The organism is Azohydromonas aeria (assembly GCF_009760915.1).
Lineage (GTDB): Bacteria > Pseudomonadota > Gammaproteobacteria > Burkholderiales > Burkholderiaceae_C > Azohydromonas > Azohydromonas aeria.
This window is the reverse complement of the sequence record NZ_VIDQ01000086.1, coordinates 15,567-29,279: the sequence shown is the minus strand read 5'-3', so window position 1 is coordinate 29,279 and position 13,713 is coordinate 15,567. Positions and strand designations below refer to the sequence as shown.

Sequence of the window (13,713 nt, the reverse complement as noted above, 5' to 3'; positions counted from 1 at the left end):
GGCTGCCCCGGCGCGCGCAGCGCCGCGCGCGCGCCGCGCTGCAGGCCCAGCGTCTGCGGCAGGTACAGCGTGAAGGTGGAGCCCACGCCCGGCGCGCTCACCAGGCGCAGCTCGCCGCCGAGCAGCCGCGACAGCTCGCGGCTGATGGCCAGGCCCAGGCCCGTGCCGCCGTACTTGCGCGAGGTCGAGCCGTCGGCCTGCTGGAAGGCCTCGAAGATGATCTGCTGCTTCTCCGCCGGGATGCCGATGCCGGTGTCCGACACCGCGAAGCTGATCACCGTCCCGGCGCGCTGCAGCTCCTCGCTCTCCGGCACCCAGCCGCTGGGCGCCGGCGCGATGCGCAGCAGCACGTGGCCGTGGTGCGTGAACTTGAAGGCGTTGGACAGCAGGTTCTTGATGATCTGCTGCAGCCGCTTCACGTCGGTGAGCATGGCCTTCGGGGCGCCTTCCGCGATCTCGATGCCGAAGCCCAGGTGCTTGGAGTCCGCGAAGTGACGGAAGGAGCGCTCCACCGAGCGCTGCAGCTCCTCCAGGCGCAGCTCGGAGAGGTCCACCGCCACCGTCCCCGACTCGATCTTGGACAGGTCCAGGATGTCGTTGATGAGCATCAGCAGGTCGTTGCCCGAGGAGTGGATGGTCTTGGAGTACTCGACCTGGCGCGGGGTGAGGTTGCCCTCGCTGTTCTTGCACAGCTGATCCGACAGGATCAGCAGCGAGTTCAGCGGCGTGCGCAGCTCGTGCGACATGTTGGCCAGGAACTCGGACTTGTACTTCGAGGTCAGCGCCAGCTGCTCGGCCTTCTCCTCCAGCGCCTGGCGCGCCTGCTCCACCTCGTGGTTCTTGCGCTCGACCTCGTGGTTCTGGTGCGCCAGCAGCTTGGCCTTCTCCTGCAGCTCCTGGTTGGTCTGCTGCAGCTCGTGCGCCAGCGACTGCGACTGCTTGAGCAGGTCCTCGGTGCGGGTGTTGGCCTCGATGGTGTTGATGACGATGCCGATCGACTCGGTGAGCTGCTCCAGGAAGGCCTCGTGCACCGGGTTGAAGCGCCGCAGCGAGGCCATCTCGATCACGCCGCGCACGCGCTCCTCGAACACCACCGGCAGCACCAGCACGTCCATCGCCGCCGACGCCGACAACCCCGTGGCGATGCGAAACGAGGTCGAGGCCACGTTGCTCAGCAGGATCTTCTGCTTGTCCAGCGCGCATTGCCCCACCAGCCCCTCGCCCAGCCCGATCTCCTTGCCGTGCTGGCCCTGGCCGCCGGAGGCGTAGCTCGCCAGCAGCTTCAGGCGCGCCTCGGCCGCGCCGCCGCTGAGCACGTAGAACTCGGCCTGCTGCGCGCCCACCACCGAGGCCAGCTCGGACAGGATCATGCGGCCCACCGTCTCCAGGTCGCGCTGGCCCTGGAGCATGCGCGAGAACTTGGCCAGGTTGGTCTTGAGCCAGTCCTGCTCGGTGTTCTTCTGCGTCGTGTCCTTGAGGTTGCGGATCATCTCGTTGATGGTGTCCTTCAGGGCCGCCACCTCGCCCTGCGCCACCACCGTGATGGAGCGCGTGAGGTCGCCCTTGGTCACCGCCGTCGCGACCTCCGCGATCGCGCGCACCTGCGTGGTCAGGTTCGCCGCGAGCTGGTTCACGTTCTCGGTCAGGCCCTTCCAGGTGCCCGCGGCGCCGGGCACCTTGGCCTGGTTGCCGAGCTTGCCTTCCACGCCCACCTCGCGCGCCACGGTCGTGACCTGGTCGGCAAAGGTGGCCAGCGTGTCCGTCATCGAGTTGATGGTGTCGGCTAGCGCCGCGATCTCGCCCTTGGCCTCCACGGTGAGCTTGCGCTGCAGGTCGCCGTTGGCCACGGCCGTCACCACCTTGGCGATGCCGCGCACCTGGCTGGTCAGGTTGCCGGCCATGGAGTTGACGTTGTCGGTGAGGTCCTTCCACACCCCGGAGACGCCTTTCACCTGCGCCTGCCCGCCCAGCCGCCCCTCGGTGCCGACCTCGCGCGCCACGCGCGTGACCTCGGCCGCGAATGACGAGAGCTGGTCCACCATGGTGTTGATCACGTTCTTGATCTGCAGGATCTCGCCGCGCACGTCCACGGTGATCTTCTGCGTCAGGTCGCCCCCGGCAATCGCCGCCGACACCTTGGACATGTCGCGCAACTGCACCGTGAGGTTGGCGGCCATGGAGTTGACCGACTCGGTCAGGTCCTTCCAGGTGCCGGCCACGCCCTGCACGTCGGCCTGTCCGCCGAGCTTGCCTTCCGTGCCCACCTCGCGCGCCACGCGCGTGACCTCGGCGGCAAACGACCGCAGCTGGTCCACCATGGTGTTGATGGTGTTCTTCAGCTCCAGGATCTCGCCCTTCACGTCCACCGTGATCTTCTTGGACAGGTCGCCCGCCGCCACCGCGGTCGTGACCTCGGCGATGTTGCGCACCTGGCTGGTGAGGTTGCCGGCCATGGAGTTGACCGACTCGGTCAGGTCCTTCCACGTGCCGGCCACGCCCTGCACGTCGGCCTGGCCGCCGAGCTTGCCTTCCGTGCCGACCTCGCGGGCAACACGGGTCACCTCGGCGGCGAAGGAGCGCAGCTGGTCCACCATGGTGTTGACGGTGTTTTTCAGCTCCAGGATCTCGCCCTTCACGTCCACCGTGATCTTCTTGGACAGGTCCCCGGCCGCCACCGCCTTGGTCACGTCGGCAATGTTGCGCACCTGGCTGGTCAGGTTGCCGGCCATGGAGTTGACCGACTCGGTCAGGTCCTTCCACGTGCCGGCCACGCCCTGCACGTCGGCCTGGCCGCCGAGCTTGCCTTCCGTGCCCACCTCGCGCGCCACGCGCGTGACCTCGGAGGCGAAGGAGCGCAGCTGGTCCACCATGGTGTTGATGGTGTTCTTCAGCTCCAGGATCTCGCCCTTGACGTCCACCTCGATCTTCTTCGAGAGGTCGCCCTGCGCCACCGCGGTGGTCACGTCGGCGATGTTGCGCACCTGGCTGGTGAGGTTGGAGGCCATGGAGTTGACCGAGTCGGTCAGGTCCTTCCAGGTCCCGGCCACGCCCTTCACCGTGGCCTGGCCGCCGAGCTTGCCCTCGGTGCCGACCTCGCGCGCCACGCGCGTGACCTCGGCCGAGAAGTCGCTGAGCTGCGCCACCATGGTGTTGATGGTCTGCGCCGCGCGCAGAAACTCGCCCTGCAGCGGCCGCCCGTCCACCTCCAGCGCCATGCTCTTCGAGAGGTCGCCCTGCGCCACCGCGCCGATGACGCGCGCCACCTCCGAGGTCGGGTGCACCAGGTCGTCGATGAGCGCATTGATGCACTCCACCGACTCGGCCCAGAAGCCGCGCGAGGCGCGCACCGAGGCGCGCTGGCGCAGCCGGCCCTCCTTGCCCACCACCTGGCGCAGCCGCGCCAGCTCGCAGGCCATGTAGGCGTTCTGCTCCACGACCTCGTTGAAGACGTCGGCCACGCGGCCGGCCGTGCCGCTCCAGTCCAGCGGCAGCCGCGCCTGCGCGTCGCCGTCGCGCAGCCGTGTCAGCGCCACCAGCAGGGCGGAAAGCTCGCCGGCGGGCATCAGGTGGGGATCTTCGGCCAGTTTCATCAGGGTCTCCTTCACATCACCCCTTGTGCCGTCCCCCGGGCGCGCTGCGCTGGCGCGCCGATGGGATCAAGTCCGGTTCATGGCGACAACCCCGCCAGGTCCAGCAACCCCTGCAGCGGGATGTGCACCCAGGCCGGCCGGTTGTCGAGCTCGTAGCGCAGCTCGTAGAGCACCTTCTCCAGCTCGTAGAGCGCCAGCAGCGCGCCGCCCGCGCCGCCGGCCTCCACCAGCTCGGCCGCGCGCGCGGCCTCGTCGTAGCCGCGCAGGAACTGCGCGCGCGACTGCTGCTGCCAGCGCCGCGCCGCGGGCGTGAGCTGCTGCAGGTCCGCGTCGCTGGTGGCGGCCGCGCGCAGCGACGACAGCGCCGCGTAGTCGAACGAGCGCAGCATGCCGGCCACGTCGCGCAGCGGCGAGCGCTTGGCGCGGCGCTCCTCCAGCGTGCGCCCGGGCTCGCCTTCGAAGTCGATGATCACGAAGTCGTTCTTCGTCACCAGCACCTGCCCCAGGTGATAGTCGCCGTGGTGGCGCGTGCGCATGGCCATGGGCGGCAGCGCCGGCGCGCGCAGGTGCCGGTGCAGCTGCGCCTGCTGCTGCAGCAGCGCCTGCGCCAGCCCCTGCGCCGCCACGGGCAGCTGCGCCACGCGCGCCTGCAGCTGCTCCAGCGTGCGGGCGAGCTCCTCGCGCACGCGCTGCAGGTCGGCCTGCACGTCGGCCTCGGTCATGGGCTCGGGGTCGAAGCCCATGTTGCCGGTGCGCAGCGCCAGCGCCTGGTGCAGCTCGGCCGTGCGCTGGCCCAGCGTGCGGATGCGCTGCTCGAAGGCGGCATGCGCGTCCCCGGCCTCGTCCTCCGACCCGGCCTGGCCCAGGCGCGTTTCCATGTGGCGGCGCAGGTACTCGGTGGCCATGGCCCAGCCGTCGCCCTGGTTGGGCACGAAGCCCTGCAGCACCGCCAGCGTCGCGGGCGTGCCGTCGGCGGCGATGTACTCCATCGAGCCGGCCAGCGGCGCGGTGTGCGGGAAATGCGCCACCTCGGTCAGGAAGCGCGACACCTCCAGCTCCGGGTTGTGGCCCGGGCGCACGCGCCGGATGCCCTTGAGCAGCAGCTGCTCGCCGATCTGCACGATGGTGTTGCTGCTCTGCGCCTGCGGCCGACCGATGGGCAGCGTCGGCAGCTCGCCCGTGTCGGCATAGGCCTTGAGCAGCGTGCTGCCGCGGAACACCAGCCGGCCCTTCGGCGTGGGCAGCGTGGCCTCGTCGGCCATGGTGTGCAGCACCGAGCGCACGAAGCGCTCGTCGCCGAAGGAGTCGCCCATCACGCCCACCTGCGACTGCTGGCGCACGCGCGCCACGGCATTGACGCTCAGCAGCCGCGTGCGCTCCTCGTCCTGGTCCTCCCACGACAGCGACAGCGGCACGAAGTAGTGCGTAGGCTCCTCCAGCCCCTCCAGCCGCAGCAGCGGGATCATCCAGCTGTCGCCATCGCGCTCCCACAGCCAGTGGTCCAGCAGCCGCGCGCGCTCGATGTGCACGCCCTTGCTGGCGTACCAGCGCTGGTTCTCCAGGAAGCGCGGCAGCAGCACCGTCTCGAACTGGTTGCGCGTGCGCTGCGCCAGCGCGGCGCGCCACGGGCCCACCTGGTCGGGGAACAGGCTCTGCCAGCCACTGGAGAAGACCAGCACCGGCAGGTCCTCCACGGGCAGCAGCTCGGTGTGCCAGGACGGCGCCTCGGTGTCGGCGCTGAGCCGGAACCAGTAGAAGCCGTGCGCCGCCAGCGTCAGCAGGTAGGGCAGCTCGCCCACCGGCGGGAACGCGGTGCGGCCCATCATCTCCACCGGCACCCGGCCCTTGAAGGCCGAGAGGTCCAGCTCCACCGGCTGCGCCGTGCGCGCCAGGTTGGCCACGCACAGGATCACGTCGCCCTCGTACTCGCGCAGGTAGGCCAGCACCTTGCGGTTGCCGGGCTTGAGGAAGCGCAGGCTCCCGCGCCCGAAGGCGCGGCTGGACTGGCGCATCGCCAGCAGCCGCCGCATCCAGTGCAGCAGCGACGACGGGTCGCGCTGCTGCGACTCGACGTTGACCGCCTGGTAGCCGTAGATGGCGTCCATGATCGGCGGCAGGTACAGCCGCTGCGGGTCGGCGCGGCTGAAGCCGGCGTTGCGGTCCGGGCTCCACTGCATGGGCGTGCGCACGCCGTTGCGGTCGCCGATGTAGACGTTGTCGCCCATGCCCAGCTCGTCGCCGTAATAGACGATGGGGCTGCCCGGCATCGACATCAGCATGCTGTTCATGAGCTGGATGCGGTCGATGTCGTTGTCCAGCAGCGTGGCCAGGCGGCGGCGGATGCCCACGTTGATGCGCGCCTGCTTGTCGGCCGCATAGGTGCTGTACATGTAGTCGCGCTCGCGGCTGGTGACCATCTCCAGCGTGAGCTCGTCATGGTTGCGCAGGAAGATGACCCACTGGCAGTTGGGCGGGATCTCCGGCGTCTGGCCCATGATCTCCACCACCGGGAAGCGGTCCTCCTGCGCGATGGCCATGTACATGCGCGGCATCAGCGGGAAGTGGTAGCAGGCGTGGCACTCGTCGCCCTCGCCGAAATACTCGCGCACGTCCTCGGGCCACTGGTTGGCCTCGGCCAGCAGGAAGCGGCTGCCGTACTCCGCGTCCAGCGCCGCGCGCAGCCGCTTGATGATGACGTGCGTCTCCGGCAGGTTCTCGTTGTTGGTGCCCTCGCGCTCGACCAGGTACGGGATCGCGTCGAGCCGGAAGCCGTCCACGCCCAGGTCCAGCCAGAAGCGCATCACGTCCAGCACCGCCTCCATCACCAGCGGGTTGTCGAAGTTCAGGTCGGGCTGGTGGCTGAAGAAGCGGTGCCAGAAGTAGGCGTTCGCGACCGGGTCCCAGGTCCAGTTAGACACCTCGGTGTCGGTGAAGATGATGCGCGTGCCCTGGTACTTCTGGTTGGTGTCGCTCCAGACGTAGAAGTCGCGCTCCGGGGTGCCGGGCGCGGCGCGGCGCGCGCGCTGGAACCACGGGTGCTGGTCCGAGGTGTGGTTGATGACCAGCTCGGTGATGACGCGCAGGCCCCGCTCGTGCGCCGCGTCGAGCATGCGCTTGAAGTCGTCGAGCGTGCCGTAGGACGGGTGGATGCTCTTGTACTCGGCGATGTCGTAGCCGTCGTCGCGCAGCGGCGAGGGATAGAACGGCATCAGCCAGATGGTGTTGACGCCCAGGTCCTTGACGTAGTCCAGCCGCGCCGTGACGCCGTTGAAGTCGCCCACGCCGTCGTCGTTGGAGTCGAAGAAGGCCTTGACGTTGAGCTGGTAGATGACGGCGTCCTTGTACCAGAGGGCCGGATCATCGGCCGGCGTCTCCTGCGCCAGCGCTTCGGGAATGGTGAGACGGCGTGCGTCCATGCGGGGTTCAGCCTTCGAAGGAGTAGAAGTCGCGCTCGCTGCGGCGCTGCTGGCGCACCACGAAGATGTGCGCGGGCGCGTGGTTGGGGTCGAGCTGCACGAAGTTGCGGCCGTTGCGCCAGGTGAAGCGCTGCTGGCTCAGCAGGTCGTGCACGCTGTAGTCGGTGTCGGGCGCGATGCCCAGGGCCTGCAGGTGCACGTCCACCATGCCGGCCTGCACGTTGGCCGGGTCGAGGTTGACCACCACCAGGATGGTGTCGCGCCCGTCGGCGCTGCGCTTGGCATAGGCCAGCATGTGCTCGTTGTCGATGGGCATGAAGCGCAGCGAGCGGTTGTCATGCAGCGCCGGGTGCTCGCGCCGGATGCGGTTGACCAGCCCGATGAACCACTGCAGCGAGTCCTCGCGCTCCAGGCCCCAGTGGCGCAGTTGGTACTTCTCGGAGTCCAGGTACTCCTCGCTGCCGGGCTTGACCGGGCGGTTCTCCATCAGCTCGTAGGCCGGCCCGTAGATGCCGTAGCTGGAGCACAGCGTCGCGGCCAGCACCAGGCGCTGCATGAACACCGAGCGCGGCGCGTGGTGCAGGTGCTCGTTGAGGATGTCGGGCGTGTTGGGCCAGACGTTGGGCCGGAACCAGTGGTAGCCGGGTCCCTGCGCGAGCTCGGTGAAGTACTCGATGAGCTCGGCCTTGGTGTTGCGCCAGGTGAAGTAGGTGTAGGACTGCGAGTAGCCCAGCTTGGCCAGCCGGTGCATGACCTTCGGGCGCGTGAAAGCCTCTGCCAGGAAGATCACGTCCGGCCGTTGCTGCGTGATGGCGCCGATGCACCACTCCCAGAACGCGAAGCTCTTGGTGTGCGGGTTGTCCACGCGGAAGATGGTCACGCCGCGCTCGATCCAGAAGTCGAAGATGCTCTTGAGCTCGCGCCAGAGGTTGCGCCAGTCGTCCGTCTCGAAGTTGAAGGGGTAGATGTCCTGGTACTTCTTGGGCGGGTTCTCGGCGTACTGCACCGTGCCGTCCGGGCGCCAGCGGAACCACTGCGGGTGCTCCTTGACGTAGGGATGGTCCGGCGCGCACTGCAGCGCGATGTCCAGCGCGATCTCGATACCCAGGCCCTTCGCCGCCTGCACCAGCTCGGCGAAGTCGGCCTCCGTGCCCAGCAGCGGGTGGATGCTCTTGTGCCCGCCCTCGGCCGCGCCGATGGCCCAGGGGCTGCCCACGTCGTCGGGCCCGGCTTCGAGCGTGTTGTTGGGGCCCTTGCGCTTCTCGCGCCCGATGGGGTGGATGGGCGGGAAATACAGCACGTCGAAGCCCATCGAGGCCACGTAGGGCAGCCGCTTGATCACGTCGCGGAACGTGCCGTGGCGCCCGGGCTCGTCCGAGGCCGAGCGCGGAAAGAGCTCGTACCAGGAGGAGAAGCGCGCCTTGAGCCGGTCGGCGAACATCGGCCGCTCGGGGTAGGAGGCGCAGAACTGCCGGTCCGGGTACTCGTCGGCCAGGGCATTGAGCTTGTCGTCCAGCGCCAGCGACTTCAGGTCCTCGGGGTGGGCGGTGCCGGCCTCCTGGCGCAGCTGCTGCGCCCAGCTGCGCAGCGCCTGCGCGTCGGCGGTGGTGCCGGCCTCGGTGGCTTCGGCGCGCGCCGCGGCCGCCTCGATCAGCTCCGCGCCGACCTGCGCCGCGATGCGGATGTCGGCCTCGTCCACGCGGCGGTTGAAGTCGTGGCGCCAGGAGCGCAGCCCATCGACCCAGGCCGTGACGCCGAAGGCGTAGCGCCCGGGCTTCGGGAAGCACACCTGCGCGTGCCACTCGTCGTTGAAGCCCGGCGCCATCTCGACCACGTGCCGCGCCGGCTCGCCCTGGGCCTGCCAGTGCAACTGCACGCGCAAGCGGTCATGGCCGTCGGTGAAGGCATGCGCCGTGAGCGTGAAGGGCTCGTTCGCCACGCACTTGCCGGCGAAGCGCCCGCCGTCCACCTGCGGCACCACGGCGTCGATGATCACGCGCACGCGCCCGTCCTCGGGCGGCGGGATGGAGGCCACGCCGGCGTCAGCCGGGGGCAGCAGCACTTCTGCTGCACCCGCTTCTCCCGAGGTGGGCCGTTCTACCCCCCGTTCGCCCTGAGCCTGTCGAAGGGCAGGCGCTGACGTGTCGCCGCCAGGGGCTGCGACGGGCTCAGCCCGAACGGGGTTGATTTGTTCATCCGGCGCCTGGTGCGGGGCAGACGCCGGCGCGCTCAGCGTGCCGGCGGACAGCGGCGCGGCGGCCTTCTTCGCGGCGGGGCTGCGCTTGCGCGCGGCCGGGGCGGGCACGCCGGCCTCAGCCTCGGGTGTCGGGGACGGTTTGCGTTTGGTGGCCATAGCTCTCGTGACGCAGCACCAGCACTGCCAACGGCGGCAGCGTGACGCGGATGGAATGCAGCAGCCCGTGCGCGGGCAGCGGCGCGGATTCGAGTCGGCCCAGGTTGCCCCAGCCCGAGCCGCCGTACACCTCGGCATCGGTGTTGAGCAGCTCGCGCCAGACGCCGCGGGCGGGCACGCCCAGCAGCACGTTCTCGCGCGGCACGGGCGTGAAGTTGCAGGCCACCAGCAGCGGCGGCGCGCCCTTGGTGGCCGGGCGGCGCAGGAAGGCCAGCAGCGTGCGCTCGGCGTCCTGCGCCTCCAGCCACTGGAAGCCCTCCCAGCTGAAGTCGAGCTCGTGCAGCGCGGGCTCGCTGCGCAGCAGCGCGTTGAGGTCGGCCACCAGGCGCTGCAGCCCGGCGTGCGGCGCGTGCTGCGTCAGGCCCCAGTCGAGCTCGCCCTCGTGCGTCCACTCGCGCCGCTGGCCGAACTCGCCGCCCATGAACAGCAGCTTCTTGCCCGGGTGCGTCCACATCCAGCCCAGCAGCGTGCGCAGGTTGGCGAACTGCTGCCACTCGTCGCCGGACATCTTGTTGATCAGCGAGCCCTTGCCGTACACCACCTCGTCGTGCGACAGGGGCAGGACGAAGTTCTCGGAGAAGGCGTAGACCAGTGAAAAGCTGAGCTTGCCCAGGTGGTAGCGCCGGTGCACCGGGTCTTCCTGCATGAACGACAGCGTGTCGTGCATCCAGCCCATGTTCCATTTCATGCCGAAGCCCAGGCCGCCCATGGCGGTGGGGCGCGACACCATGGGCCAGGCGGTGGACTCCTCGGCGATGGTCTGGGTGTCGGGGAACTCGCGGTACACCGCCTCGTTGAGCCGGCGCAGGAAGGCGATCGCCTCCAGGTTCTCGTGGCCGCCGTGCACGTTCGGAATCCACTCGCCGTCGCGGCGGGCGTAGTCCAGGTAGAGCATCGAGGCCACCGCGTCCACGCGCAGCGCGTCGATGTGGTAGCGGTCGAGCCAGAACAGGGCCGAGGAGATCAGGAAGCTGGCGACCTCGCCGCGGCCGTAGTTGAAGATGCTGGAGTTCCACTCCGGGTGGAAGCCCTGGCGCGGGTCGGCGTGCTCGTAGAGGTGGGTGCCGTCGAAGAACTGCAGCCCGTGCGCGTCGGTGGGGAAGTGCGAGGGCACCCAGTCCAGGATCACGCCGATGCCGGCCTGGTGCAGGTGCTCCACGAAGTACATGAAGTCCTGCGGCGAGCCGTAGCGCGCCGTGGGCGCGAAGTAGCCGGTGGTCTGGTAGCCCCAGGAGCCGTAGAAGGGATGCTCGGTGACGGGCATCAGCTCCACGTGCGTGAAGCCCAGCCGGCGCACGTAGTCGGCCAGGTCGCGCGCCAGCTCGCGCCAGCCCATGGGCACGCCGTCAGGGCGGCGCCAGGAGCCGGCGTGGACCTCGTAGACGGACATCGGCGCGTCGAGCGCGTTGCGCCGGCCGCGCTCGCGCATCCAGCCCTGGTCCTGCCAGTCGTAGTCGAGCCGCGTGATGCGCGAGGACGTGTCCGGCGGCAGCTCGGACTGCAGCGCCATCGGGTCGGCCTTGTCGATGACGTAGCCGTTGGCGCCCTCGACGCGGTACTTGTAGCGCTGCCCCGGCTGGGCGATGCCGACGCTCGCGCGCCAGACGCCGCTGTCGTCGCCCCGGGCCATCGGGTCGGCCTGCGGGTTCCAGCCGTTCCAGTCGCCGATGACGCTCACGCGCTGCGCATTGGGCGCCCAGACCGCGAAGTGGACGACGCCCTGGTCGTCGAGGCGGGCGCCGAGGTGCTCGTACAGCCGCGCGTGCGTGCCCTCGCGGAAGAGGTAGCGGTCCTGCTCACCCCACATGGCGCGCGGCTCCTTTTTTGCGGCCAATCGTTCCAGGGCGGCGGGCCGGCACGGCGGCCGCTGGGGCCGTCAGGCGGGGAGGCGGGTTTTCCTGGGGAAGCAAGGGCGGCATGGCGTGGGTCCTGGCGCTCTGTTGGGCGCCGCCTTGCCGCAAGGCACGTGCCCACGCCGGGGCCCATGCGTTACCAAACGCTCATGAAGGGAACAGGGAGATAGCCGGGGAAAGACCCGCGCGGGGCGGCGGACGCCGCCGCGGAAGCCGGAAGGAAACGAAAGGGAGCGGCCGTCAGCGGCCCTCGGGATGGCTCTTGAGCCATTCGCGCAGGGCATCGTTGACGCGCGTCTGCCAGCCCGGGCCACCGGCCTTGAGCGCGGCGAGCACGTCGGCGTCGAAGCGGATGATGGCGGGGACTTTCAGCGGGCGCCGGCCGTCAGGGCGGTCCACGAAGGCCACGAAGTACAGGCGCTCGCCGAGCACGGGCACTGGCCTTGCCGCCGCTCGCATCGACATTCATTCGAAAGGACGCCCGCCATGGCTTCGCAACCGCAACGACAGAACCAGAAACCGGACGACGCCACCAGCGGCGCCGAGCGCCATCCCGCCGGCGAGGCCGAGGTCGGCCAGCTCAACCCCGTGTCGCCCGACGCCGTCTCGGCCGAGGTGCGCACCGACGGCGACGGCCCCGTCATCGGCGGCGGCACCCGAGACACTGGCGCCGGCACCGTCGGCGGGCGCGATTCCAGCGGCCCCGGCGGGCGCGAGCCGCTGCGCCGCCCGGGCGAGGACGAGATCCGCGGCAGCGCCGACGATCCCGGCGCCTGAACCGCCCGCGCCTTCCGATCTTCATTTCCGGACCTTCCCACCGGCCACGCCGGCCGGCGCGGTCATGCCCCGCGCGCTCTTCAGGATTCGCCGAACCCGTGACGGCCTGCCCAGCCGTCCGCTGAAAGTTCACATTGACTGTGTCTTTGTGTATCGGATTCGCGAAACAATGGGGAAATGATCGTTGGGCCGGGCGGCGGCCGACGCGGCGCGCGCCGCAGGCCCGCCCCGGACCGTTTTCCTTGGGAAGAGGGAGTGAAGATGAAAAGAAGAATTGCAGGGGCCGCGGTCGCGGCCGCGCTGTCGTTGCTGGCTGCCTGCGGCGGCGGCTCGGATGGCGGGACGACGACCACCGCCGGCTCCGACAGCAGCACACTGGCGCCGTCCGGGAACCGCGTCATGCCCGGCATCGTGGCCTCGGACACGCCCGCCAGCAGCGAGTTCCTGGCGCGGGCCGACGCCGCCGAGGCCAAGCGCAAGGAGGTGGAAGACCAGGTGGTGGACGGCCCCTGCGAGTCGGACAACCAGTGCGGCGTGCTCAGCTTCAACGAGTACTCGCACCCATGTGCCGATCCGACCAGCGTGCCCTACCTGCTGTCCTCCGCCAGCGCGGCGGCCGTCGAGGCCGGGACGAAGGAATTCAACGATCTGTCCTGGCAGGCCGCCGTCGCCCAGCCCTGGGCCGGCACCGTCATGTGCACGATGTCGATAAAGCTGATGGCGCCGCGCTGCGAAGCGCAGAAGAAGAAGTGCGTGGCCGTCGACATGCCGTCCCTGCCGTTCGACCCGGCCAGCGCGCCCCAGCCCGTTGACACCGTGTCCGAATCCGGCGGGGTGTTCACGCCCATGCCCACCACCACGTCCCTCTTCCAGTGACGCCCACGGCCGCCCGCGCGGGAGCGCGGACGGCCTCGCCCACCGCGCCGCGACGCGGAAGGGCCGGATACGAAGCGCTGCGGCCTGCGTGCCGGGTCGCCAGGGAGGCGGCCCGAGAAGCTGCAACTATTGTGTCGGCGCGTATCCAGACCGAAAGACTGCCGGGAAATGGCCGATGCACCGGGTCACTGGCCCCGCGTCGCGCACGCGGGCGTCCTGCCAGGAACGTTCCCCGGAAAAGAGTCGAGAGTGAAAAGAAGGTTTTGCATTGCCGCGGTCGTGGCCGCGCTGTCGCTGCTGGGCGCCTGTGGCGGTGGCGGCTCGGACGGTGGGGCGAGCGCCGGCGCCGGGTCGCTCCCGGCCTCCGGCAGCGTCGCGCCGACCGTGCCCTTGGCCCCGGACACGACCGCCGGCGAATACGCGATGCGGGTCGATGCCGCGGAAGCCCAGCGCAAGCAGGTCGAGGACCAGGTCGTGGACGGCCCCTGCGAGTCGGACAACCAGTGCGGCCTGCTGACCTTCAGGAATCACGCCGCGTCCTGCTTCCCCACCACCAGCGTGCCGTACCTGCTGGCCGCCCCCAACGCCGACGCCGTGGCGCGCGGGGCGGAAGAGTTCAACCAGTTGTCCGCGCAGGCCGCCGCGGTCCGGCCCGCGGCGGACGACCCGGTCATGTGCTCACTGATGATCCAGCAGGTGGTGCCGCGCTGCGACGTGCAGAGCAGGAAATGCGTGCAGGGCGACGGCTCGATCATCCGGCCCCCACCCGCGGCCACCCGGTGACGACC

8 protein-coding genes are annotated in these 13,713 nt (G+C 70.0%); 3 read left to right on the top strand and 5 right to left on the bottom strand.

What is annotated here, in order from left to right:
- The 5 genes from FJ694_RS30885 to FJ694_RS37685 form a co-directional block, all read right to left on the bottom strand.
- The coding region (locus tag FJ694_RS30885; protein WP_375140277.1) for a HAMP domain-containing protein at positions 1-3,590 on the bottom strand (3,590 nt) is incomplete at its 3' end.
- A gap of 77 nt (positions 3,591-3,667) precedes the next feature.
- Positions 3,668-7,006, bottom strand: coding sequence for a maltose alpha-D-glucosyltransferase (treS, locus tag FJ694_RS30880; protein WP_157271375.1), 3,339 nt, complete (start codon positions 7,004-7,006; stop codon positions 3,668-3,670).
- A gap of 7 nt (positions 7,007-7,013) precedes the next feature.
- Positions 7,014-9,068 carry an alpha-1,4-glucan--maltose-1-phosphate maltosyltransferase gene (locus FJ694_RS30875; RefSeq protein ID WP_375140276.1) on the bottom strand — a complete coding sequence of 685 codons (2,055 nt, stop codon included), beginning with the start codon at positions 9,066-9,068 and terminating at the stop codon, positions 7,014-7,016.
- A gap of 250 nt (positions 9,069-9,318) precedes the next feature.
- On the bottom strand, positions 9,319-11,226 hold the full coding sequence (gene glgB, locus FJ694_RS30870) for a 1,4-alpha-glucan branching protein GlgB (protein WP_157271373.1): 1,908 nt from the start codon (positions 11,224-11,226) through the stop codon (positions 9,319-9,321).
- A 286-nt stretch (positions 11,227-11,512) separates the two neighbouring features.
- On the bottom strand, positions 11,513-11,737 hold the full coding sequence (locus FJ694_RS37685) for a BrnA antitoxin family protein (protein WP_157271372.1): 225 nt from the start codon (positions 11,735-11,737) through the stop codon (positions 11,513-11,515).
- 21 nt (positions 11,738-11,758) lie between these two features.
- Here FJ694_RS37685 and FJ694_RS30860 point away from each other — a divergent pair, with 21 nt between their 5' ends.
- From FJ694_RS30860 to FJ694_RS30850, 3 genes are all read left to right on the top strand, one after another.
- On the top strand, positions 11,759-12,049 hold the full coding sequence (locus tag FJ694_RS30860) for a hypothetical protein (RefSeq protein WP_157271371.1): 291 nt from the start codon (positions 11,759-11,761) through the stop codon (positions 12,047-12,049).
- A gap of 261 nt (positions 12,050-12,310) precedes the next feature.
- A complete protein-coding gene (locus FJ694_RS30855; protein ID WP_157271370.1) occupies positions 12,311-12,925 on the top strand; it encodes a hypothetical protein in 615 nt (204 codons plus the stop codon).
- A gap of 249 nt (positions 12,926-13,174) precedes the next feature.
- Positions 13,175-13,708, top strand: coding sequence for a hypothetical protein (locus tag FJ694_RS30850; protein ID WP_157271369.1), 534 nt, complete (start codon positions 13,175-13,177; stop codon positions 13,706-13,708).
- Positions 13,709-13,713: the final 5 nt, after the last annotated feature.